Here is a 22,228-nt window from a genome sequence, read left to right as displayed (position 1 = left end):
CAACTTAGAGTTAGGTGCTACGTTGGCAGCTGCGTATGTTTTTGATTTTGCTTAAGTTATAGGAGGCTCATGGAATATTGGCGAAAGTCGGGTTCGTCTCGGGAGACTTCCATCGAGCATCGCGCTTCTCTTCCGCCGGGGTGTCTGGATCTTTCCGGTCCTGGCCCTGCCCTTTTGCCTTTATCCTCTTGCCCATACCATCCGAAAACCGTCAAGTTTCGGGTTTTATTTATTCGACCATTTGCCGGGATTCGTCGGCAACATCGGATTGGGCGTCGTCGTTCTCTTCATGATATCCGCGTTCGGTTTCATCGACGTCGCCAGAGAGCGGCGGAGGGATATTCTATTGCTTGTCGGAGCGGCGGCCTTCTATATGGCCCCCCTGGTTTTCGGGACCCCTCCTGGAATTACCGTCGTTCGCGGCTATATGCTGATCAGCTCCTGTTTGTTGATGATCGCCGCTGTTTTATGCCTGGACGCCTGGGCAGGTCGCCGTCCCCGGGCGGCCGCCGCCGTCGCAATTCTGTGTTTTCTGTCGACATTCTGGGGAACCGCCGAGAGCATTTTCGGACGTGACCGCCTGTTCGATCCAACTCTGGTCAAGATCGAAAGGGGCGGGATGTCCCCCGATCCGGGATCCAAAGCAGCGGGATATCTCCTGCGCCGTCACCTCGATCCGGACGCCGAGGTTCAGGCGATTCACAGGAACATCGAGCCTTTGAATCTTATTTACTATTTCGATCGGGAAGAAACCGCATACTACGACCTTTTGCTGGAAGAGACCCGGCTCGTGTTCGAGGAGGAAAAACACCGGATGGATGTCATCATCTGTGAACCCGAACAGGCCGCCTTTGTCGAGGCCTCGGGGGAATTCGTGCCGCGTATCGCGGTTTGGTCCGAGGGGGAACCCCGCCTCTGGATCTACGCGCGACCCCATGTCTCGCTTCCCGAGCTGTCCGTCGATGCTCGCGAGTTCAACCGGGCCTTTGACAAGACCTACGCACCCAAAGTCCGGCTGTGGTGAGCTGGAACGCGGGCCGTTCACATCAAGATAATACACGCTGCTCCCCGAGAACTATTGCTCGGCCAGCAATTCCGCGCCGGAGCCGCCTCATCGTGCCAGAGACTCCGGTTGTAAAAGAATTGATAGCTTGCCAGAAAGACCCCGATGAGAATGACGGCCAGAGATATCGTCGAGAGATTGATCTTCATTCCATCCAATAAATTACGCTTTTTTCGCCCTGTTTTTTTGGGTTTTTTTTATATGTTATCTATTATCAGTAACTTCCAGCAGCCGAAGCAGAAGGGCGTTTAATAATTGAACGTTGTCTCGCTCCAGGCGGCCCCGAGGTAGAGCGAGACGGCCCGGCCGATGATGAAAATGACAAAAACCAGAATGCCGAGACCGAGGGTCATGACGGCGACGGCCTTCACTGTGGAGACTTTTCGGGCCAGTCCCTGCGGGGCCAGGACGTCATAAAACCACTTCCCGACGAACACGAGCAGTAGAGTCAGGCCGAGGGCCAGGCGGTAGCCGTACGTCCGGGCCCGTGCGGCGTCTGCGGCATCAAATGTCAGGAAGGGCGAAACAAGCCACACGGCAAACACAATCAGCAGGGCGGTCAGGCCGACGCCCAACAGCTTGCTTTCGCCTGATTTGTTTTTCATCCGGGCCTCCGCCGCCTTTCCCCGTTATCTCTTGACGAGGGTCTTTTTCCGGATCTCCGGGAATCTCCTCCCTTGCATTTCATGACATTGACAGGATATCCCACCCCAGGGCGATAGTCAATTTTACAGGCGCCGATATTCTCCGGGCCGTTGACCGCCTGAAAACGATCGTGCTATAAACGGAGCGGAAATATCATGAATTTGTCCGTCTTCGGAGAGATCGTCGTCGTCCTGGGCGCCGACGACGTCGTCCCGGAGGAGTTCGAGACATCCATTGAGATCTTCACCCGCATCCTCGACAGATTCCACATCCCCCAGAACGTCATCGACGCCTAGGTCGCCGTGTTGAGGAGCGAATGTTATGGGATCCTCAGGGGAACATGCCGGGCCTTCAGGCCGGCCATGGACAAGATCACCGACCTGCTCAGCGCCGGGACGGCGGAGACCTACTACATCGGAAAGGGAGCGTGGACGGCGGACACGAATCTCAAGGACATCGCCCTCAGGGAAAAGACCGGAGCGACGATTCTGGCCGTCGTCAGGGGCGAACAGTTCTTCACCAGCCCCGGCGGCGATTTCAAGGTCTAGGACGGAGACACCCTGATCCTGGTGGCCAACCACAGGGACATGGATGTCGCCTTCCGGTATCTCAATTCCGGGGACGCCTGACGGATTGCGCCGCCCGACCTTGACACCGCTCTGAGTTCCGGCCTATGTTATCCGCGGAATGAGTGAACAAGAAAAGCGGCTCCGTCCGGCGGTCTTCCTGGACCGCGACGGAACCATCATCGAGGATCACGGCGACCTTCATGACCCGTCCCAGGTCAAATTCTTCGAGGATACGATCCCGGCGCTTCGTCGCCTGGCCGGGCGCTTCGTCCTGTTCATCGTCACCAACCAGTCCGGGGTGGCCAAGGGAACGATCTCCGCCCGGGATGTCGAGCGCATCAACGCCCATGTTCTCTCCCGTCTGGCCGAGGCCGGGATCGAAATAGCCGCAACCTATGTCTGCCCCCATGAACGCCGGGACGGCTGCCTCTGCATGAAACCGAACCCCTTTTTTCTCCTCAAGGCCGAAACGGAGCACGGGATTGACCTTCGGCGCTCCTTCGTCATCGGCGACCATCCCCACGACGTCGAATTCGCCAAGGCCGGGGGAGCCACGGGCATCTACGTCCTCACGGGACACGGGCTCAAGCACCTGGAGGGAGTCGCCGAAGGCACGGCGATCGCCGCCGGCATCCACGAAGCCGTCGAATTCATCCTCGAATGTTAAAAGCCTGCTTTGGCTGCTGGATTTAGCTGATAATAAACAACTTACAATTTTTTCAGCCGAAAAAACGGCCTTTTTCTCTCTAATTCATTTGTTATCAGTAATATCCAGCAGCCAAAGCAACCGAATCGGGTCGCCCGTGATATGTTCCAACCCGACGCCGGACAGCCCGGCCCAGGCTTTGACCGCATGCAGGTGCCGGCCGTATGTCAGGACCTTGTGGTGCCCCCTGATCTCGCGGACGTCCTTGACATCGTCCATGGCCATCACGAACGACGTCCGGCATCCCCCCACTCCGTCATCCGGACGGGTGTCGACATTGTGAAGGATGGCGCCCGCCGCATCCATTTTCGGGCCGCCCATCCCAAGCAGAAGGGCGTGTTGACACCTCCCAAACTCCCTTTTATACTCCCTCAAGATGGTTGAAGGGAACGAAAAAAGAAATTCTTATCCATCGCCCTGCGTGGTTTTTGTCAACACCGCCAGCGGGCGCTGCCAGGGCGAGTCGACACTGGCCGAGCTACGGGAGCTGCTGGAGGAGCGGTCCCTGGAGGCGACTGTCAAGTCGGTTGAGCCCGGAAACATCGAGGCGACACTCAGCACGGGATTGCCACCGCAACCGTCGCTGGTGGTCGCCGGGGGCGGAGACGGGACCGTGCGCACCATCGCCCGCGCTCTGGTCGGCACCGGGCACACCCTGGGCATACTGCCGCTCGGAACCATCAACCACCTCGCTCGCGACCTGCAGATCCCCCTCGATCTCGCCGGAGCGGTCGAGGTGCTCGCAGGCGGCGATGACCGCACCATCGACACCGGCGAGGTGAACGGCGAGCTGTTCTTCAACGCCTGCGTGCTCGGCGTCTATGCCGAGTTGGCGCGATTGAAAGCCCGTAGCCGCCTCCGGCACCCCGGATGGCCGGCACCGCTGCGGTGGATTGCGGACACGATCAGCTCGCTGTGGCGCATCCTGCGATCGTGGAGGGTGCAGCGTCTCGAGCTGCAGCTCGACGACCGCCACCTCGAGCACCGCGTCCCGCTGCTGATCGTCGCCAACAACCCCCTGCCGAGGCTGGCGGAGGCCCGACGCCTCGACAGCGGCCGGCTGGCGGTGTATGTGCCCGGAACCATCCGGCCGTTGTCGCTCGCCGCGCTCCTCGTGAGGGCGGTCGTCTTCGGACCGGACCGGGTCGATGCGTTGACGGTCCACATCGTCGAACGAGCCTATATTCGGATCTCCTCGAACGACCGAGCCGTGGTCGACGGTGAAGTCATCAAGCTCGAATCGCCGCTGTCCATCCGCATCCGTCCCAAGATCTGCACGGTTCGTGTGCCTCGGTTGCCGGACACGACTCGGACACGAGAGTAGGGAGGCGGCTGCGATGACTCGCATCGTGCATCTCTCCGATCTTCACTTCGGCGCCGTGACCCGGGAAACAGTCCAGCCCCTGTTGCGCGTCATCTTCGACCTCGAGCCTGGGGTGATCGTGATTTCCGGCGACCTCACCCAGCGGGCCCGGAAGCGCCAGTTCGAGCTTGCCCGAAACTTCGTATCCAGTCTCCCGGAAGCGACTCCGGTGATCGCCGTTCCCGGCAACCACGATATCCCGCTGTGGGACATCCTGCGGCGCCTGGTGGCGCCGCTTCGTCGCTTCGACCGCTACGTGACCGCCGATCCCTATCCGGCATTTTCCAATGACGAGGTCGCGATCGTCGGCGTCAACACCGCGCGCTCCCTGACCATCAAGAACGGCCGCATCAACCGGGAGCAGCTGGCGCGCATCGAACAGGTCCTTCAGCTGAGTCCGCCCGACGCCCTGCGGATCGTCGTCGCCCACCATCCCTTCGTCCTCCCCGAGGATGAGCCCCTCACCGATCGGGTGGGCCGGGCCGAGCTGGCGCTGCCCGTATTCCTCCGGGTCGGAGTCGACCTGCTGCTCACCGGACACCGCCACCACACCTGGACCAACTCGCCGTATCCCGGACTGCTGGCGGTGCACGCCGGCACCGCAACGTCGCGGCGCGTGCGTCGCGAGGACAACGCCTTCAACCTGATCGAGGTCCAAACGGAGTCGATCTCGATCCAGCGTTTCCTGTGGCAGCCGGAGGAGGAGATCTTCGCGGCGCCGCACTTCGACCGCATCCGCAGCTTTCCCCGAAGCCGCGGCAGGATCTTCACCGAGACGGAGGGCAAGACATCCGATCCGACCGAGGTGCCGCAATAGGGATCTGCTGCGCTCCGGGAATGACATGAGGGGCCGTTCCGGGATGACATGAGGACTGCCGGCGCAGGCCTCAGGATCATCTCTGACGGTCTTACGATGCTCTACTGCCAGGAAGAGGCAGCGTCCGGTTTCTCCCGGATTCCGAGGTAATAGGCCGCGTTGGCGTGGGGGTCAATCCGGGGTTCGATGCGGCCCGGCAGGGCGCTCAATACGGTGTTGACTCCCGGGCCGTGTCCCGCCGAATAGCTCCAACCGTGGCAGATGATGCCGATTGTCACCGCCCCTTTATGCCGGCCGGTGCCGAAGGCGTTATAATGGTCGCGGATGGCCACCACATCCCCAAGCCTAAGCTTCTCCAAATTATAGCGTTTCACGGTCTCGGGACAGGTCGTCTGGATGTCGTAATCTGAGGTTTCGACAAACGAGGCTCCCAATCCCGAACCCATGATGCGGCCCGGAATTTCCATCACCACGGGAACAACCAGCTGGCCGTCCTGGATGGCAATCCCCATCCTTTCCAAAAGTTCCGGAGAGATCATGTTCACCCGGACATCCTCGAAGCCTTCGATTTTCAGGCCGACCGCCCTGGCCCTGACCTGGAACTTGTCGTCCAGGGACAGTTTATCCAGCACATCCTTGGGGAACCAGATCAGGTCGCGCGCGGGCGAGTGACGGCCGATGTAGTATCCCTCAGCGCCTTTGGCTTCGCCGGTGATGACCTTGGCGGGATTGCCGATCCCGGACAGGATGGCGACGGCGCATTCGGCGGCGCTGTCCGCATCGCGGCCGTAAGTGGAGACGTCGGGCTCCACATGATCGGAGCTCGCCCAGCCGGAGGCGGAGTCTCCGATCGATACCGTGTAGTTTATCGAATGCATGCCGATGCCGATCCTCGGCGTTCCGTCATACGAGACGTTATAGCCTGCGCCGCGTGCCGGAATGGGCACGGACTCGACAGCGGTGGTGATCAGTTTGTCCTTGTTGGTTTTCAGAACGCCCGGTTCGGGGACGGAGCTCGGACGGGGAGCTTTCGTCTTCATCTCGATGCCCAGGAAGTTCCCGATATTGGCCTCGGGGTCGATCCGGGCGGAAAGCCGTCCCTCCTTCGTAGAGAGGATCGGAGTGACAACGATGCCTTGACCGGCCATGTCGCTCGGGCCGGAACAGACAACGCCGATGGTCACGCCGCCTTCGTAATAACCGCTCCCGTAGGTGCTCTGCACATCCTCGAGGTAGACAATGTCCCCGAAGCGAAGATCCTTGAGCCCGTATTTTTCAATGTCGGGAGGGTAGCAAGTCTGAATATATCCCCGACCCATAATATCCCCGGGAATCTCCTTGACGACAGGAACTTCAAGACGGCCGTCCGGTGTCTGAGAGACGAGACTTTCCAGAACTTCGGGTGATAAATTTTGAACAAAGACATCGTCAAACCCGTCGATCTTCAGCCCAACCCCCAAAGACTTGGACAGCATGACATCGCCGATGGACAGCTTGTCCAACACGGCGTCGTCAAAATGAACGAGGGCGAAACCGCGGAACTTGCCCGTGATCAATCCTTTTTCTCCTTTGGCCGCGCCGGACAGCAGCTTCACCTCGTTCCCGATGGATACCTGAGGAACCCAGGCTCCCCGGGCACGGTCATCGGGGCCATTGCCTTCGACCGCAACACCCATGGTCGCCCTGTCCCCGCTGGCCCATCCGAAAATCGGGTCGCCGATTTTCAGGTTATAATTGATTCCGCCGGTCCCAACCAGCACCTTGGGTGTTCCGTCCCAGGTGACGGCGTAGGACCGGGAAGGCTGGGCCGGAGCGATCTGGCCCTGGACCGCGATGGTCAGAAGCGTGTCCTTGTTGGTGGTTACAGGTTTCCGGTCAGCCTGTCCCGCTGCGGCCGCGATGTCCGGCGCGCACAGGAAAAAAGCCAGAATCAGGGACAACACGGCCGCGAAAAACAATCTGTTCTTTTTCATTTCACTCCTCTTTCTTAAATTTCTTCGAGTATCCAAAATTACCTCATGTCAAAAAATAAAGGAAGGCACAAATAAAAAATTTGTCCAGGACGCCGGTCTCCATCCGGACCCGAGGACGCGGTTTGTTGTTCCTGCGGTCGGCCTCGATGTCAGGGATCTAGACGCCGATTGTGAAGGCGTAGCCGTAGAAAAGCAGGGGGATGGCGAAGAGCCGCATCTCGTAAGAGATCGTCGCCGAGGCGATATAATTCCCGAATCCGGGGACCAGAATGCAGAGCGTGAGGGCAAAGACCAGGTTGCCCCAGATCCGGTGCGAGAACCTGAGGGGAGGTGCGCTGTAGTACCATCCGCAGAGGTTGCCTATGAGGACATACAAGAGAAGGAGAAAAGAGAAACCGTAGGCGGCGAAGAAACCGGCGGCGGCCAGGAAAGAGAGGGCAATCAAGGAGAGGGCGATCTTTTTCGCCGTTCCGGCAAGCTCGGGATGCCTGACGAGAACGCCGCTTCCGCCGCTGAACAACGTGGGTTTGGATATCCTGTCGCCTTTCGCATCGAAATAGTCGTTGCTGTAGGACACTGAAAGGTGGGCGAAGAAAAGGATCGCGTAGCCCCAGAAAAACCGATCCGCCGCAAAGGGGCTTCCGGATGAAACCGCGAGCAGATACCCCAGGAAATAGAGGAGCAGCCCGCCGAACACGAAGTGGAACCGCCCGAGGACGATCAGCGCCTTCAGGCGCCTCATCTCATCTCCTTCCTCTCAGATTGTGTGCACATGAAATCGTTCCAGCGGTCCCAACCGACTGTCACGGGGAGCATATAGGAAAGCCCGGGGAGGCGTCAAGGATGGGCATGAGGCGCTGAACCGGAAGTTCCGGACCCGCCCTCCGGTAGCCCGGAAAGGGAATTCAGCCCCCGGCCGAACCTGCCGAACCGGTTCCGGTCCGCGGGGAAGATGGCATCCACTTCACATTGCCCCCCCCACAATCCGACGCCGAAGAAGCCCTGAAGAAGATTTAATGTCAAGGTGGATTGATTCGGAAATCGATTCGATCTACAAAGAAAAAGTCTATGGCCAGACCGGAAGAATCAGGGAGTTCATCCGGAGGACAAGGTTACTGACCAAAATGCAGTAGACTGCAAAAAAGTCTTGACTAAATTGCAGCAGTATGCATAATAGTCATATGCGACGCTACCTCGAAGATCCGATCAGGAAGGATCTCGCGAAAAAAATCGTGATCCTGTCCGGCCCGCGCCAAGTGGGGAAAACCACACTGTCCCAAAGCCTGATCGAATCCCATGTGTATCTGAACTTCGATTCCGGACCGGACCGCGAGACCATCCGGAAGCTCGAATGGGACCGCTCGACTTCCCTGGTCGTCTTCGACGAGCTGCACAAAATGAAGAAATGGAAATCCTGGCTCAAGGGCGTTTTCGACACCGAGGGCATTCCCCCGGCCGTTCTCGTGACGGGTTCGGCCCGCCTGGACATCTCCTATCGGCTCCATCCGCTCACGGTCCGCGAGATCTGCGAGTTCCTTGCGGAAAAACCCGAAGACGCGCTCCGCGACCTTCTCCGCTTCGGCGGATTTCCGGAGCCCTATCTCGCAAAGGACGAGGATGCAGCCAGGCGCTGGAGGAGAACCCACCTGGATTCCATCATCCGCCAGGACATCCTGGATCTGGAAAACGTGAGGGACTTGAAGTCCCTGGAAATCCTGGTCGATCTGATCCGGGACCGCGTGGGTTCGCGGATATCCATGGCCTCCCTGGCCGGAGATCTCGGCGTATCTCCGCACACCGTCCGCCATTGGCTTCAGATCCTGGAGCAGTTGTGCGTCGTCTTTTCCGTGCGTCCCTACCACCGCAATATCGCCCGGAGCCTGCTCAAGGATCCCAAGTATTACTTCTATGATGTCGGCGCCGTCAAGGATGATGCCGGAGCCCGGCTGGAGAATCTCACGGCCGCCGCACTTTTCCGCGAATTGCACCTCATCGAGGATACGACCGGCAGAAAAACGGCCCTCCACTATCTCCGGGACAAGGAAAAAAGGGAGACAGATTTCCTGGCGGTCATCGACGGCCGCCCGGCGCTCATGGTCGAGGTCAAGGCCGGAGAGGACAGCTTCGACAGATCCCTGTTCCACTTCCAGGGGTTTCTGCCGGGGACGCGGGCGGTGCAGATCGTTCCCGGCTTGAAGAGGAAAAAACAGTCGGGGCGCGTCGAAATGGTCGCCGCCCACGAATTCCTGCGGCGACCGGCCGAATATCTCCTTTCTCCGTTGCCCAAGAGCGCCTCCTGAACCGGCCGTCATTGATTCGGACGGCCTTTCGGCCCTCCCGGCCGTCCTTGACACAAACTCCCTCTTATCCTCCCTCTCGGTGTTTGGAGGGAACGAATGCAGCGATAACGCGGTCGCGAAGCGCTCCGGCCGAATCGGCCGTCAGCTCAGTCCGCGACGTAGCCCCGGCGGTGGGCCAGACGGTAATTTCCAGCCTTCAGCTTGACCTCGATGGTGTGGAATTTACCGTCGGGCTTGTAGGCCTTCGGCGTGTAGAAGAGGAGATAATAATTCTCCACCGCTTCTACGGCCCTCCTGAAGGATGCGCGGGCGTTATAGGAGGTATCCGTAACGCCGCCCGTAGTGTCGGCGATGTCCTTGAATACGGAAATGAGCTCCTGCTTGAATTCGACGAGATCGATCTTCTGGGCTTCGAAGGACAGCTGCCGCGTAATGTCCAGGATCTGGTTTTCCCGCCGCGTGATGTATGAAAAATGAAAGTGGATCGTGGAATCGGAGAAGAATTTGCGGACATCCTCGAGATGCATGGGGAAATCCTGCTGCATTTCCACTCTCAGAAGATCCAATTCCGAGGTGTCTTCTTTGTCAAACTCGGCTTTCGGAAAAGGCATCAGCTCGTTCTGCAAGAGCAGGATGACGTGCTTCTGGCCGTCGAGACTGCTCAAATACCCCGCAAAATTCTTCACTTTGGCGGGATCGAGATAGATGTGATCCTTCATCCGGCGGAGCAGGGAGATGATCATATCATTTTTTATGACGTAATCTTCTTCGCCTGTTTGAATAAGTAAATCGTGCAGATGTTTCTGGAGAGCCCGGTATTCGAAGCCGGCTTTCCAAACGTCCGTCCGTATTTTCGCTTTCAGCTGATCGGCGATGTTTTCCGGGGTGATTCTCTGCAGGGCCTCCTCTCTGAAGCGGTAGGTCTTTTCCGGCGTGACGACGGCGAGGGAATCCCCGTCCAGGAGGACCTCTTCGAAGAAATAATCGACGGCGTCCCCCACTTCGGGAAGATAGGTCATCATCTGAAAGATGAGGACGAAGTGACGGCGCGTCGAGGGCCTGACGGAGATTTCTTCGGAGGATGATTCGTCCCTGCTTTCGGCCCGGCTGATTTTCGAATGCCGGACAAAGTAGAGGGCGTCGATCGTTTGAGGTTCGCCGTCTTCAAAAAGTTCGAAATCTTCGATGGTCAGGTCATCAACGATTTCGCCTCCTGAAAATACCCGCACGGGGACTTCGATGTTGACGGCTACGGCCTCATGCTGAATTTCCTGGGTCGGATCGTCCTCCATTGTGAACGATCGTCCTGAAATTCGAACGATTAAAGACACTGAGCCTGGCCGGGAATCAGGCCGGGATTATATTGCCGGATAGAGGGGCAAGAATATCCTTTTCAGCGGGCAGTTTTCCCGGCCGCGTTATCGCTGCGGTCGTCCCCTTCAACCATTTTGAGGGAGTATAAAAAGGGGCCTCATCCTTGACTTTTCTGGTCATTTTGACCATATTATGGATGCCGGAGCATCCCCAACAAGACATGGAGGCCGCCGTGATCTCGATCCCCATGACCGAAGCGAAAGCGAGAATTTCGGGACTCATCGAGCGTCTTATCAATCTGAAGGAGCCCATCATGATCACCAAGCACGGCAAGCCTGTCGCGACGCTCATCCCCTACGAGGAGTGGGAGAAGATCGAGGTTTCCAAGGCCGACGGACTTGGCTCAGTCCCGCCGCCCGCCGAGGACCACAGCGCGGTGATCGACGCCATGGTCGACAAGATCTACCAAGCCCGGACAAAGGCCCGAGCCCGGAAGCCCGCCCTCTGATGTATCTCTTCGACACCGACGCCCTCAGCGCACTCGCCAAGAAACGCCGGCCGGAGGGGCTGATGGCCAGGCTGGCCGGGACACCCCGCGCGGCCCAATTCACCACGGCCGTCAACGTCGCCGAAATCTTCCACGGGCTATTCAGGCTTGAAGGCGAAAGCGGTGCGGGCGCTCCCCGCGCTCTCCTGGAGTTCTACGAAAAACAGGTTTTCGCCCGCTTGACGGTCCTGCCTTTCGAGACGGAGGATGCCCGGGCCTACGGCCGGCTCAAAGCCGCGCTCGAACGCAAGGGCCGCCCTCGCTTCGAACCGGACTTGCAGATCGCCGCCATCGCCCTGAGGCACCGCTTGACCGTCGTTACGGGCAACGTCCGCCATTTCCAGGGAATACCGGGCCTGCGCATCGAGAACTGGCTCGCTTGACCTGTCCCCCGGATCTTGGTCCATTGAAGAAGAAGTTCAGAGACGGCCAGGGCCGGGACGCCGGGTTATTTCGCGTCAAGATAATACACGCTGCTTCCCGCGAACTTTTGCTCGGCCAACAATTCCGCGCCGTTGCGCAAAAGAAAATCCACCATGTAGCGTTCATGACTTTCGCCGTCCGCCGGCTGGATGACGTGTGAAAACAAAAGCCAGACTCTTCCCCGCAAGTCCGATATCTCCCGGTCATAAGGAGCATTTTCCAGGCCGTGCCATTTGCCGTGCATGATGGGATAATCGGCGATGACGCCGATGCGGCTCGTCTGTTCATAGAAGGCGAAGGCATGGGAAGCCCCATAATACACATACACCCCGTCATCGCTTTGGATATTTTCTTGAATGAAATCCAGGCTTTGCTTGATTTCCTGCTTCTCCATGGGAAATTTTGAAATGACCGGATAAAACAGCACAAGCACGGGAATGATCATGGCCAGGCGGGGCAGCCAGGCGATTGTTTTTTTGCGAATTCAAAGAGAACAACCAACCCGCTCGTAAAAACGAAAATCATCAGCGGGGCGGCGTACAAGAGAAATTTCTCGGCAAAAGGATATATTTTCAATCCGGACAAGATCAGATGGGTCCCAATGGGAAAAAGACAGAGATAAAGATAGCCATATTTCCGATTCTTCACCCAGAAGACGACGGCGGCATAAGCCCATAGGGCGGACCTGTTCCGCCATTTCAGAGTCAGAGAGAGATATCCGATCATCAAGGTCCAGACGACATCCACGGAATACTGTTTCACCTCGGTAGCATAATCCAGGAGGTTTCGATTGATGCTGAAGATCGCCGTCGAGATCGAAGCGACGGTCCTGCCGACGAGCAGCCTCGTCAAGAACAGATAAAAAAGAGGGATGGAAACGAAAAAGCTGAGAAGCGGAAAGAGCCTCAGGGCATATTCATTCTTTCCAAACAGCCCGAGAGCGAGTTTCTCGACGATAAGAAACCCGATGGGGGCCGACTGTTCGTGTTTCAACGGCTTCAAGAGCCTTAATAAATCCATGCCGACGAGATTCCGCGCAAGGGCCGCTTCATCGTGCCAGAGACTCCGGTTGTAAAAGAATTGAAAGGTCGCCAGAAAAACCCCGATAAGAATGACGGCAAGAGATATCGTCGAGAGATTGATCTTCATTCGCATGACACCATCTCCCTCTCTACCGGCACAAATCCCGATACGGGCCATGGCGCAGCCGCGGGCGTCGTTTCATCCCCCGGCCAAAAGTAAGTTGAATTTTTACTCGCTTCGTAGATGGATGTCAAGAAAAAAAACAGCCGGAATCAGTGGACTCGTCGCCTTCGGCCGTTCTTGACACCTCCCAACCTTCCTTTTATACTCCCTATAAGTCAAGGCGGATGTCGTCACATCGTGACTGACAGGAAGGAGGATGAAATGAAATTCTCAGGCAAAGCCCCCACGCTGGTGACATGGGTCATTTCCCTCGTGTTGTTCATTGTCGCGCTGGTCGCGCACTTCGGCTTGGTGAGGATCGACCAGCCCGTCGCATCGTGGTCCTGGATCATCGGATTCGCGCTGTTGCTGATCGGGTGCCGCGTTCGGGGATTGTGATTTACGATTCCCTCACGACGCTGAGCGTCATTCCGACCGAGGCGAAGATACCTTTCATTTAAAACCGAGGAAGCCCGGCAGAGGGATTTTGAAAAAATTGTAGACAGACTTAACAAGAATCTAAAACCCATGTGACGGATTTCACCCTAGAAGTCCATCGGCCTCTGAACGCAACAAATCTATCCGCCGGTGCGTTCACTGATTTTCCCGCCTCCGCTCCACTCCTCCACCCTATGGAACCGAAGGTTTCGGACCCGCCCTCCGTTGGCCCGGAAGCCGGCCACCACGCCGTCCTCACCGAACGATAACTCCACGGAATTCATCCCCCAGCCGAACCGGTTCCGGTCCGCGGGGGAGATTTATGACCGACAGACGTCAGCTTTCAGCGACCACGGCAAAAGGGCAGTCCGGTTAGCGGAGAAATGCGCCATGGATCAGGGCGGACCGAAGGCCCTGACACTCTCGACGAAGAAGCGTTTCGTCGCGCTCCAGGAAAAATCGACGAGCATTTCCGGCTCGGGTTCCTTATCGGCATCGTCGAAATAGACCAGACTTTTGAGGACGTGATAACGGTTGAATCCGCACGGCCCGTATTTCCGCTCGAAACTCCCGAAAAAGGCCTTCAGGTCGAGCCCGAGGTTTTTTAAGATGAAAAAGAGGTCTACGAAGTCACGCTTTGTGCCCCTGGAAGAGATGGCGTCGATCTTCATGCAGCCGATGTCCGCGAGCGAGGCCAGACGCACGCTCAGGTGATCGACGGGCTCTTCGAGCATGGGATAGGCATACCGGAAAAGGCTGATCTTCGTTCCCTCGAATCTGCCGGTCATCGTGTCGGCGTCCGAATAGTCGATCACGAACCGGCCCTGGTTCCGAAGGGTATTTTGTACCGTGAAGACGTCGAACTCGTCCGGCGAGAAGAAATCGAAATCGTGCGAAAGCCGATGCCCGATGTGGAGAGCGCAACCCGTCCCTCCGGCAAGATAGAACGACCGCAGGAAATTCAGCCGGGAAAGGATTCTGAGCGCTTTTTCGGCTTCGGCTCCGATCACGGCCGTGGTCACGGATCACTTCCCCAGCATGAGCACCCAGTAACGGGAGCTCTTGGGAGACAGGTTTTTGCTTTTTCGGAGGACGTTCTTGATGTCGGTCCGGGCATAGGTCGAAAACAGCCATTCGACGGCTTTCTCGTCTCCCAGCTCCAGGGCCCGTTCGATGATATAGCGTTTGTTTTCTTGAAGATCGAGGCGGTCGACGCAGGTGTCCCAAAACAGCTCTCGGGGGATGCCGTCGGCTTTCATTGTGATGTTATTATAGCATAAACTTGACCTCCTTTTATGCCCTCAAGATCAGAGATAAGCCAGGGCAAGATGGAGGCAAAATTTCTTTTGTCGTTCCAGCGGCCTCAACCGACTGCTACGAGGAACATATGGGAAAGCCCGGGAGGCGTCAAGGACAGGCATGAGGCGCAGGAACCGGTGGTTCCGGACCCGCCCTCCGGTGGCCCGGAAGCCGTCCGCCATGCCGCCCTCGCCGAAAGAAAACTCCACGGAATTCAGCCCCCAGCCGAACCTGCCGAACCGGTTCCGGTCCATGCTTGTCATATTCCATGAATATCCCGCATCAAGCAAGACGATGTCAAGATGAATCTTTCGAGGCCGCCTTGTGCTTCTGCAGGTATGCGCGGCCTGCGTCGGTCAGAAGATAACGCTGCTTGCTGCTGCGGGGTTTATCGGGGATGGTCAATTGGATCATGTTGGCGTTGACCATGGGGTTTAGGTACTGGTTGACGAAATGCTCACGGTCCCGCAGTCCCGAAGCCTCCTGCAAGGCGGCTCTTGATAGACGCGCTGTCCGGCCCCCATCGCCACGGCCCCGAAGCCTCCTGCAAGGCGGCTCTTGTAAGGGGCTCTCCAGCTTTCGCCAAGGCAGCCAGGACTTGTCGGGCACTTGTCGGGTACTTGTCGGGTCCCGGAGGGGTGGCCGCCGTCGAAGTCCTTGCGGTCGAGAATGTGGACCTTATCAGTCCCCTTGGCGAGAAGGCAGGTCATGTCCGCTTGTTTGAAGAATTGCCGGACGTTCCTGGCGAAAAACAGCTGTTCGACTCCTGGATTTTCGTCAGAGAATGGAGTAGAATCAAGCCATGAAAGAGAATATCGCCTATATCCTTGAACAGGCCTTGAGGCTCCCCCCGGAGGCACGGGCTGCCCTTGCAGGCTCCTTGCTTGACAGCCTTGACGAAACTTTGGACAGCGAAGCAGAGTCAGCGTGGGCGGCTGAAATAGCCTCTCGCATCCGGGAGATTGACGAAGGGAAAGCCCCTCTCATTCCCTGGGCCGAAGCCAGAGCGAGAATTGCAGAATAGTCGTGTCCTCACGACATGTAGACATACATCCTGAGGCAATCGCCGAGGCACAAGCGGCAAGCCGCTGGTATCTGGAAAGAAGTGTTTCAGCCGCGGAGACTTATCTTGCCGAGCTGGATATGGCCGTTGAAGCGATAGCCGAAAACCCCAAGATGTGGCCGCGCTATGTGCATGGAACGCGGCGCTATGTCTTCCATCGCTTCCCTTTTTATCTGGTGTATCGAGAAACCGCCGGCCGAATTGAAATCATTGCTTTGGCCCACGGCCGACGCAAACCTGGATACTGGAAAAGCAGGATCGCCTAACATCGGGCTGGACTAAGATGTGCGGAGAACCTGCCGCGCACCTGTCGGCCCGGTCGTTTGGAATTCATTGCTTTCATCTCCAAATTTCGGTTCCCTTGAGCCGGTTGGGAACGATTCTCGTTCCAGGGATCCGGCGCCCCACTTCTCGGGAAATCCGGACCAGGGCATCCGACGAATCCTCTCAAGTTCATGAATATTTCGCTTCTCCTTGAAGAATCGGGCGATTACATGGTTTTTGGGGTCTTGCTCCACGATTTTTATGGGTATTTTTGACGATTTTTCTGTCCATTTCCGTTTGATCATTCTGTCCCTTTTCCCTTTATCACAAAGATCCTGTAGCTCCCCGCGCGATCTAGGTTTTCGTGCAGCTTGAAGTACGGAGACTTGTGCGGTACTTGTGCGGTACTTGTGCGGTACTTGTCGGGTACTTGAGGGGTAGCCGGGTGCTGACTTGGTCTCGACCCGGTCTCGACCTGGTCCCGGCCGGGATGCCGACGCCGCCTGGACCTTTTCGTTCCGTGATCTGTCCTTTCCAGGCAGACTCCTGTTTTCCGCATGACATCGATGCCGCGGAAACTAAAACAAGAACAAGAAAAACCAGCCGGGCTTTTTTACACGCATTAAAAAGTCATATCCAAGTCCCTGAATTCCAATTCGTCCCAGATGACGGCATACCGGGCGACACAACTCAGTCCGGATTCCGGATCCTCATCCAGCCGATACATCCTGTTGCCCGAAAAAACCCTTCCGGGAACCTTGTCCAACCAGACCCGGGCATCATAAATCCCCTCCTCGTCGAAGATATCGAAAGCCGTCAGCTTGGGATCCCCCTCGGTTCGGGATACCGGCGTCGCGACCCAGAGGAATCCGCGGTCATCCGCAAACATGTTTTCGGTGACGGTCTTCACCTGGGGAAACGGCATGCCTTCCCGGAGTTCCCTGGCCTGAGGCGAGGAATCGAACCGCTTCAGATAGTCCGTTTTGTCTTTCTCCGTGACGGGCAGGAGCTCGTAGGACCGATGGATTTTCCGGATGAGCTTTCCTCCGTCATCGTAGACCTCGATGACATAGGCGTCGTTCAGACAGTGATAAAGCCGACGGCCCGAGGGGTCTCCCGCGAAAACCGACCGGGGGGAGTAGGGAACGGAGATTCCCACCGTTACCATGCTTTCACCCATTTTTCGGGTAACCGATCTGAACGCGGGAGCGACGAATTTCCCCCAGTTCCGGATTTCCCGTCCTTCATAATCATAGGTTTTGACTCGGATTTCGGTTTCGGAATCCGTTCGTGCAGATTCCAGGACAATATAGACATCGGACAATACAAGCAGTGTGCCCATCGAAGCCGTCCAGGGGTGGCTGGAAACGAATTCGCCCGTAGGTTCGAGAATCGTCGTTCTCCTCGCCTGGGCGTCCAGGACCAGGATCCGCCCGTCGGGACGGACGGCCAGATGGGAGATCGACTGGAATTCGCCGGGACCCTGCCCCGACCGTCCGAACTTGCGGGCGAACGAACCGTCGGACTCGAATATCTTGATCGACTGGTCCGAACGATCGACGATATAAACCCGCCCGGCCTCATCCACGGTAAACGGGCCCGGCCTGTAAACCTCCCCCGGTTCTCCCTCGGAGCCGCCGAAATCGATTTCCTTTTCGAAACGGACCGTCTTCTCCGGATGAACAGGGACCGCGCCGTTGTGCACGAAAACGACTCCTTCGTGGATTTCCGTCCGGACGTGTTCGGGCGCGGATTCCCTGCCTCCCCGTCCGCAGGCGGCGGAGGCAAGGGCCGCCGCCAGAAACACGAAATACATCACACGAATTGTCTTCATTCAAGCCTCCTCCCGCCTCCGCTCCACTCCTCCACCCTAAGGAACCAGAGATTCCGGACCCGCCCTCCGGTGGCCCGGAAGCCGTCCGCCACGCCGCCCTCGCCAAACGAGAATTCCAGGGAATTCAGCCCCCAGCCGAACCTGCCGAACCGGCTTCTGTCCGCAGGGAAGAGTTTTTCCGCTGGCTCATCCAGGACATAAGCTTCGATACCAGCCTTTTTAACGCCTGGCCAATGTCGGAAAACGCGAGACGGCGTAGAGCGGATAATTGAATATCAGGCCGTCCTTCTTGAAATTCATCGCCGTCGCCCTCGATAATGCCGGCGGCGCGAACTTGCCCCCATAGACGAGGAGACTTTTCTTTTTGGCGCTCGCTCCCGCTTTGACCTCAAGAGGATAGATTTTCTCTTCCTCTTCGACAAGAAAATCGACCTCGGCGAGGCCGTTGCTGACCCAGTAGAACAATCCCTCCCTCCCCGCCGGCCCGCTACTCTCCGCCCTTTCCCAAACCGTGCTCCGCGACGCGGTCAATTCCTGGGCGACGAAATTTTCAGCGAAAGCGCCGTGATATTCAACGAAAAGATCGTTTCCGGAAACGATCGTCCTCTCGCTCAATCCCAACCGCGCCCCAAGCAGCCCCACATCGAGAAGATAAAGCTTGTAGGCGCCCTCGTCGCAATAGCCTGCGAGGGGCACCCGCGGCGCTCTCGCGCGATGACACCGCAGGACGAGCCCTGCCAAAGCCAGCCATTCCACGGTGTCGGCATAATCGCGGGCCCGGGCGTGTTTGGCAACCTCGGAAAACCGCCATTTTTTATTTTCCCTGGCAAGCTGGGCCGGGACGGAGTCCCAAACCCTGGCCAGCCGAACGGCTTCGGATTTCCCCGTGTGTTTTCGAAAATCGTGTTTGTGAGCTTCGAGGATATCGGCTTGAACCGCCCGAACTTCCCGCATATTTCCTCCGGCCGCAAACCTTGATACGGCTTCCGGCATCCCGCCCACGTAATAATATTTTTTCAGAAGGTCCATGAGTTCGTCGTGGAAGACGGATTCCAGAGGCTCGAAGTCGGGTTTATGAGCGATCAGTCGGCGAAGACCGGACTTCCCCGTCGCCTCGAGAAATTCGCCGAAACTCATCGGATGGAGATCGAGAAACGTGACCTTGCCGACGGGAAACGCCGTCGGCCTGTTGAGACTCAAACCCAGAAGCGATCCGGCGGCAACCAGGACATACTCAGGAATCTCCTCCTGGAAATATTTCAGGCTGCCGAGAGCCTCAGCACACTCTTGAACCTCATCGAAGATGATCAGCACGGCCTCGGGCCGGATTTCAACGCCGAAATACAGGGAGAGTTTTTCGATGATCTGCCGAGGGTCGAGCTTTCCCGAAAAAAGCTCCCCGAGCGCCCGGTTTTGTTCGAAATTCAGATAGACCGTATTTTCGAATTCGTTCCGGCCGAATTGCTTGAGAAGATAAGTCTTCCCGACCTGTCGAGCGCCCCGGAGGAGAAGGGGTTTCCGCCCCTCCTGTCGCCTCCAAGCAAGAAGTCTGGCGTATAGATCTCTTTTCATGTCAATAAGATAACGATTTATGTGAAATTTATCAAGTTTTATATCAAATAAATGTGAAATATTTTCATTTTTTAATCGATAAAATGTGATATTTCCCGCAGCACCGGATTCTCCCCCTCTCTCCTCCACCCTATAAAACCGGAGATTACGGACCCGCCCTCCGGTGGCCCGGAAGCCGTCCGCAACACCGTCCTCGCCAAACGAGAACTCCACCGAATTCAGCCCCCAGCCAAACAGGTCGAACCGGTTTCGGTCCATGCTTGTCATATTCAATGAAAATCCCGCATCAAGCAACTAATTTTCATGGTCATTGACTTATGCTCCGGTGCCTCCGCACAGCCCTGGTGACGAATTTCATCCTCTCTCGGGCAATGTCAAAATGGATTGACAAAAGCCTTATTTTGCATTATTATTAATGCATATTAATGCCACTAACATATCAAGTGTTTGAGGAGCGGTGATGAGTGAGAATAAAAATTTGTGTTTACGTCTTTCTTATGAGGAATATGTGGCTTTCGATACGATCTGCAAAGAGAAAGGATACAGCAAGACCGGAAAGATCAGGGAGTTCATCCGGAAGCTTATCAAGGAGGAGCTGCCAAGCGTGAAGGCGAGTGCCTGGGAATGGACCAAGATCGAAGCCGCCATCAAAGAAATCGAGCGAGGGGAATATCTCACCCTTGAAGAACTCAAAAAATAACAATTGAACGGATAGGATATCCCGGCTCCGAGAGAAAACCAACTTGGTGACGAACCATTCGCCCCACCCCTCCGGGCGCATGTCGTGACAGGACGGGCGCAAGCCGCGCGTCCCGCGACTCAAGTCGCCCCTCGTACACGGACAGGAAGCCGTTCATAATAATTGCATGATGGGTTTATAATAGATTGTTGAGTGGCTAGCCCGGCCGGGGTTGCCGGCCATCAGGGAGGTTCAAATGAGAAAAACCGTTGAAAAGGCCGCCACGGTCGTCGTCGCTTTGGCCGTCATCGCCGTCTTCCAGGCCTGCGGGTCAAAGGACAGGGAGGAAACCGCCGGAGCCGGGGATTATCCGGTGAAGATCGAGGTCGTCGACGGGGTCAGGACGATCCTCAATCCCGCCTTCCCCAAAGAAGGGGTGGTCCATTACGCGCTCGAAGAAGAGCTGGTCATGGGAGGGGAGGGAGAAGGGACGGAATCCGTTCTTAACCGGCCGTACAGCCTCGAGGTCGACGCCCAGGGAAACGTTTACGTCCTGGATTGGGGCGACGTCGACATCAAGGTATTCGGTCCGGACGGCAGGCTGCTCCGGACGATCGGCCGAAAGGGCCAGGGGCCGGGGGAATTCGATATTCCAGCGGATTTCATCCTGTCAGCCGACGGACGGATCTTCCTGCTCTCCGGGCGCCAACGACGGATCTCCCTCCTGGACATTGCGGGAAACTTCATTTCTAGCTTCACTGTGACCGGCTTCTGCAGCGGCCTGGCCGTCGACCGCTCGAACCGGGTCTATTCCTCGCAGATGCTGGCGCCGGACGCCGGGGAGATCGGCGGGGATTTTCAACTGATCCAGAATCGGATGGCCCTGATCAGGACGGATGAGAAAGGGCAGGAGACGACCAAGCTCGGCGAGTATCCGGACGTCACCATGTTGAGAAAAGTCGAGAAATCGGGAGAAGGGCTCAGCAGCCAGAGCTTTTCTTCGCGCGAGTCCTACCGCACCTCCTGGCTCGTCGGTCCAGATGATCGTGTCTATCTCGGCTACAACAAGGATTACCGGCTCGACGTCTATGACCCGGAATGGAACCTTCTCTTCCGGTTCGGCCGGGATTTCACGCCGATCCGGCATCCTCACTATAAGCCGGACGGCGCCCACCCCGAATTCTACCCGGCCTTCTCCGACTGGCGGAAATTCTTCGACGAGGAAGGGAACCTGTGGTTGCAGCAGTACGTCGAGAAGGGAGACGAGGAGTTCGCCTATGACGTCTTCACGCCCGAGGGCATCTACCTGAGGCAGGTCCGGGTGCCCCGGAACCTGATGCTCGTCCGCGGCGACAAAGGCTACGGCGTCTTCCGCACCGAGGACGAGTTCCTGGACGTCAAGCGCTTCCGCCTGAGCAGGCAGAAGTCCGGCTGAAGCGCGTAAGAATTCTCTCTCTGTCTTCGTTTTCTTTATCTCCCTTATAGAAAATCTCTATAAGTTCGATTCGATCTTTTTCCTCAAAGCCGGCATATTAGAGCCTTTTCATGTCCTGTTCGAATTCGGGCAGGCGGACGATCTCTCTAATCGGCGTCATCATACTCCCGGACCGAATAAGCCGGCGTTCTGTAAAATACGGCCTCGTACTCGATCGCCTTACCGTTTTCCGTAGTCAGCCAGGGGACATCGCTATGGCCGTTTTGAACCGGAATCCGCGGCCAGAATATAGAAAATCTTGCAATATATGTGTAGATGTGTAATGATGCATGTATGGAAAAGAAGCCCATGAAAAGGGTCAATGTTATTCTCGAGGCCGACCTCTACGACAAAGCACGAGTCGTCGCCTTCGTGAAGAAGAAGAGTCTTTCCGGGATCGTCCGCGACGCCCTTCGCGAATGGCTGTCCGCAAACATCGATGTGAAGACTGAACTTCTGTTGTCGGAGAAAGACGCCCGAAGGGTCCTTCGGATCCTCGAGACCGATGAGTTCATCTCCCTGGAAGACGCCAAGAAGTCCCTCGGTCTCTGAACGCATGCCTGTCTTTCTCAGCAAAACAAGCCTCAAGTATCTGAAGAAGCTCGACAAATCCCAGGTTCCGGACCCGCCCTCCGGTGGCCCGGAAGCCGTCCGCCACGCCGTCCTCGCCAAACGAGAACTCCAAGGAATTCAGCCCCCA

At 57.1% G+C, this 22,228-nt stretch carries 30 protein-coding genes; 16 read left to right on the top strand and 14 right to left on the bottom strand.

Features of this window, described 5'->3' with window-relative positions; all coding sequences use genetic code 11:
- Positions 1–241: 241 nt before the first annotated feature.
- Positions 242–1,024: a hypothetical protein gene (locus SCM96_07385; GenBank protein ID MDW7760444.1), complete on the top strand. Its 783-nt coding sequence runs from the start codon at positions 242–244 to the stop codon at positions 1,022–1,024.
- Positions 1,025–1,311: 287 nt separating this feature from the next.
- Here the strand turns inward: SCM96_07385 and SCM96_07380 are convergent, their stop codons facing one another.
- Positions 1,312–1,668 carry a hypothetical protein gene (locus tag SCM96_07380; protein MDW7760443.1) on the bottom strand — a complete coding sequence of 119 codons (357 nt, stop codon included), beginning with the start codon at positions 1,666–1,668 and terminating at the stop codon, positions 1,312–1,314.
- A gap of 195 nt (positions 1,669–1,863) precedes the next feature.
- Between SCM96_07380 and SCM96_07375 the strand changes: the two genes are divergently transcribed.
- The 3 genes from SCM96_07375 (at position 1,864) to SCM96_07365 (ending at position 2,944) form a co-directional block, all read left to right on the top strand.
- The gene (locus SCM96_07375; protein ID MDW7760442.1) at positions 1,864–2,004 is read left to right on the top strand and encodes a hypothetical protein; all 141 of its coding nucleotides are present in this window, start codon (positions 1,864–1,866) and stop codon (positions 2,002–2,004) included.
- A gap of 66 nt (positions 2,005–2,070) precedes the next feature.
- The gene (locus SCM96_07370) at positions 2,071–2,256 is read left to right on the top strand and encodes a TrkA C-terminal domain-containing protein (protein MDW7760441.1); all 186 of its coding nucleotides are present in this window, start codon (positions 2,071–2,073) and stop codon (positions 2,254–2,256) included.
- 139 nt (positions 2,257–2,395) lie between these two features.
- Entirely contained in the window at positions 2,396–2,944 is a 549-nt protein-coding gene (locus SCM96_07365) for an HAD family hydrolase (protein MDW7760440.1), read from the top strand.
- An 84-nt stretch (positions 2,945–3,028) separates the two neighbouring features.
- On the opposite strand, the gene SCM96_07360 is transcribed toward SCM96_07365, so the two are convergent.
- Positions 3,029–3,289 carry a hypothetical protein gene (locus SCM96_07360; protein MDW7760439.1) on the bottom strand — a complete coding sequence of 87 codons (261 nt, stop codon included), beginning with the start codon at positions 3,287–3,289 and terminating at the stop codon, positions 3,029–3,031.
- A 70-nt stretch (positions 3,290–3,359) separates the two neighbouring features.
- On the opposite strand from SCM96_07360, the gene SCM96_07355 reads away from it, so the two are divergent.
- Complete coding sequence (locus tag SCM96_07355; GenBank protein MDW7760438.1) at positions 3,360–4,307, top strand: diacylglycerol kinase family protein; 948 nt, start codon at positions 3,360–3,362, stop codon at positions 4,305–4,307.
- Between the two features lie 13 nt (positions 4,308–4,320).
- The gene (locus tag SCM96_07350) at positions 4,321–5,163 is read left to right on the top strand and encodes a metallophosphoesterase (protein ID MDW7760437.1); all 843 of its coding nucleotides are present in this window, start codon (positions 4,321–4,323) and stop codon (positions 5,161–5,163) included.
- Positions 5,164–5,264: 101 nt separating this feature from the next.
- Here SCM96_07350 and SCM96_07345 read toward each other — a convergent pair whose 3' ends face one another.
- The gene (locus tag SCM96_07345) at positions 5,265–7,136 is read right to left on the bottom strand and encodes a DUF4438 domain-containing protein (protein MDW7760436.1); all 1,872 of its coding nucleotides are present in this window, start codon (positions 7,134–7,136) and stop codon (positions 5,265–5,267) included.
- Positions 7,137–7,293: 157 nt separating this feature from the next.
- A complete protein-coding gene (locus SCM96_07340; GenBank protein MDW7760435.1) occupies positions 7,294–7,878 on the bottom strand; it encodes a prenyltransferase in 585 nt (194 codons plus the stop codon).
- Between the two features lie 439 nt (positions 7,879–8,317).
- Between SCM96_07340 and SCM96_07335 the strand changes: the two genes are divergently transcribed.
- Positions 8,318–9,436, top strand: a complete 1,119-nt coding sequence (locus SCM96_07335; protein ID MDW7760434.1) for an ATP-binding protein — start codon at positions 8,318–8,320, stop codon at positions 9,434–9,436.
- 146 nt (positions 9,437–9,582) lie between these two features.
- Here the strand turns inward: SCM96_07335 and SCM96_07330 are convergent, their stop codons facing one another.
- Positions 9,583–10,728, bottom strand: coding sequence for a hypothetical protein (locus SCM96_07330; protein ID MDW7760433.1), 1,146 nt, complete (start codon positions 10,726–10,728; stop codon positions 9,583–9,585).
- A 254-nt stretch (positions 10,729–10,982) separates the two neighbouring features.
- On the opposite strand from SCM96_07330, the gene SCM96_07325 reads away from it, so the two are divergent.
- Together SCM96_07325 and SCM96_07320 are read left to right on the top strand one after the other, a co-directional pair.
- Positions 10,983–11,258 (top strand): type II toxin-antitoxin system Phd/YefM family antitoxin, encoded by a 276-nt coding sequence (locus SCM96_07325; protein MDW7760432.1) that lies wholly within the window; start codon positions 10,983–10,985, stop codon positions 11,256–11,258.
- Positions 11,258–11,680, top strand: coding sequence for a type II toxin-antitoxin system VapC family toxin (locus tag SCM96_07320; protein MDW7760431.1), 423 nt, complete (start codon positions 11,258–11,260; stop codon positions 11,678–11,680). Before SCM96_07325 ends, SCM96_07320 begins: the two co-directional genes overlap by 1 nt.
- A gap of 65 nt (positions 11,681–11,745) precedes the next feature.
- Here SCM96_07320 and SCM96_07315 read toward each other — a convergent pair whose 3' ends face one another.
- The gene (locus SCM96_07315; protein MDW7760430.1) at positions 11,746–12,165 is read right to left on the bottom strand and encodes a hypothetical protein; all 420 of its coding nucleotides are present in this window, start codon (positions 12,163–12,165) and stop codon (positions 11,746–11,748) included.
- The gene (locus SCM96_07310; GenBank protein ID MDW7760429.1) at positions 12,162–12,875 is read right to left on the bottom strand and encodes a hypothetical protein; all 714 of its coding nucleotides are present in this window, start codon (positions 12,873–12,875) and stop codon (positions 12,162–12,164) included. The genes SCM96_07315 and SCM96_07310 overlap by 4 nt, the downstream gene beginning before the upstream one ends.
- 252 nt (positions 12,876–13,127) lie before the next feature.
- On the opposite strand from SCM96_07310, the gene SCM96_07305 reads away from it, so the two are divergent.
- Entirely contained in the window at positions 13,128–13,304 is a 177-nt protein-coding gene (locus tag SCM96_07305; GenBank protein ID MDW7760428.1) for a hypothetical protein, read from the top strand.
- 179 nt (positions 13,305–13,483) lie between these two features.
- On the opposite strand, the gene SCM96_07300 is transcribed toward SCM96_07305, so the two are convergent.
- The 4 genes from SCM96_07300 to SCM96_07285 all read right to left on the bottom strand — a co-directional run bounded on the left by SCM96_07300 (position 13,484) and on the right by SCM96_07285 (position 14,905).
- Positions 13,484–13,618: a hypothetical protein gene (locus SCM96_07300; GenBank protein MDW7760427.1), complete on the bottom strand. Its 135-nt coding sequence runs from the start codon at positions 13,616–13,618 to the stop codon at positions 13,484–13,486.
- Positions 13,619–13,738: 120 nt separating this feature from the next.
- Positions 13,739–14,365 carry a nucleotidyl transferase AbiEii/AbiGii toxin family protein gene (locus SCM96_07295; protein ID MDW7760426.1) on the bottom strand — a complete coding sequence of 209 codons (627 nt, stop codon included), beginning with the start codon at positions 14,363–14,365 and terminating at the stop codon, positions 13,739–13,741.
- 3 nt (positions 14,366–14,368) lie between these two features.
- Complete coding sequence (locus tag SCM96_07290) at positions 14,369–14,602, bottom strand: hypothetical protein (GenBank protein ID MDW7760425.1); 234 nt, start codon at positions 14,600–14,602, stop codon at positions 14,369–14,371.
- A 48-nt stretch (positions 14,603–14,650) separates the two neighbouring features.
- Positions 14,651–14,905: a hypothetical protein gene (locus tag SCM96_07285; GenBank protein ID MDW7760424.1), complete on the bottom strand. Its 255-nt coding sequence runs from the start codon at positions 14,903–14,905 to the stop codon at positions 14,651–14,653.
- Positions 14,906–15,280: 375 nt separating this feature from the next.
- Here SCM96_07285 and SCM96_07280 point away from each other — a divergent pair, with 375 nt between their 5' ends.
- The 3 genes from SCM96_07280 to SCM96_07270 are packed head-to-tail and all read left to right on the top strand — an operon-like array spanning position 15,281 to position 15,971.
- Positions 15,281–15,448, top strand: a complete 168-nt coding sequence (locus tag SCM96_07280; GenBank protein MDW7760423.1) for a hypothetical protein — start codon at positions 15,281–15,283, stop codon at positions 15,446–15,448.
- The gene (locus SCM96_07275; protein MDW7760422.1) at positions 15,445–15,666 is read left to right on the top strand and encodes an addiction module protein; all 222 of its coding nucleotides are present in this window, start codon (positions 15,445–15,447) and stop codon (positions 15,664–15,666) included. Before SCM96_07280 ends, SCM96_07275 begins: the two co-directional genes overlap by 4 nt.
- Before the next feature lie 2 nt (positions 15,667–15,668).
- Entirely contained in the window at positions 15,669–15,971 is a 303-nt protein-coding gene (locus SCM96_07270; GenBank protein MDW7760421.1) for a type II toxin-antitoxin system RelE/ParE family toxin, read from the top strand.
- A gap of 12 nt (positions 15,972–15,983) precedes the next feature.
- Here the strand turns inward: SCM96_07270 and SCM96_07265 are convergent, their stop codons facing one another.
- From SCM96_07265 to SCM96_07255, 3 genes are all read right to left on the bottom strand, one after another.
- Positions 15,984–16,274: a hypothetical protein gene (locus tag SCM96_07265; GenBank protein ID MDW7760420.1), complete on the bottom strand. Its 291-nt coding sequence runs from the start codon at positions 16,272–16,274 to the stop codon at positions 15,984–15,986.
- A gap of 317 nt (positions 16,275–16,591) precedes the next feature.
- Positions 16,592–17,803: a 6-bladed beta-propeller gene (locus SCM96_07260; GenBank protein ID MDW7760419.1), complete on the bottom strand. Its 1,212-nt coding sequence runs from the start codon at positions 17,801–17,803 to the stop codon at positions 16,592–16,594.
- Positions 17,804–18,022: 219 nt separating this feature from the next.
- Positions 18,023–19,375, bottom strand: a complete 1,353-nt coding sequence (locus SCM96_07255) for an ATP-binding protein (protein ID MDW7760418.1) — start codon at positions 19,373–19,375, stop codon at positions 18,023–18,025.
- Between the two features lie 508 nt (positions 19,376–19,883).
- Between SCM96_07255 and SCM96_07250 the strand changes: the two genes are divergently transcribed.
- The 3 genes from SCM96_07250 to SCM96_07240 all read left to right on the top strand — a co-directional run bounded on the left by SCM96_07250 (position 19,884) and on the right by SCM96_07240 (position 22,080).
- Positions 19,884–20,075 carry a hypothetical protein gene (locus SCM96_07250; GenBank protein ID MDW7760417.1) on the top strand — a complete coding sequence of 64 codons (192 nt, stop codon included), beginning with the start codon at positions 19,884–19,886 and terminating at the stop codon, positions 20,073–20,075.
- A 235-nt stretch (positions 20,076–20,310) separates the two neighbouring features.
- Positions 20,311–21,489, top strand: a complete 1,179-nt coding sequence (locus SCM96_07245; GenBank protein ID MDW7760416.1) for a 6-bladed beta-propeller — start codon at positions 20,311–20,313, stop codon at positions 21,487–21,489.
- Between the two features lie 348 nt (positions 21,490–21,837).
- Positions 21,838–22,080, top strand: coding sequence for a hypothetical protein (locus tag SCM96_07240; GenBank protein MDW7760415.1), 243 nt, complete (start codon positions 21,838–21,840; stop codon positions 22,078–22,080).
- Positions 22,081–22,228: the final 148 nt, after the last annotated feature.

It is taken from the genome of Acidobacteriota bacterium, assembly GCA_033549365.1.
Lineage (GTDB): Bacteria > Acidobacteriota > Aminicenantia > Aminicenantales > Saccharicenantaceae > JAWSUF01.
The sequence above is the reverse complement of the archived record's forward strand: the minus strand, read 5'-3'. Positions and strand labels throughout refer to the sequence as shown.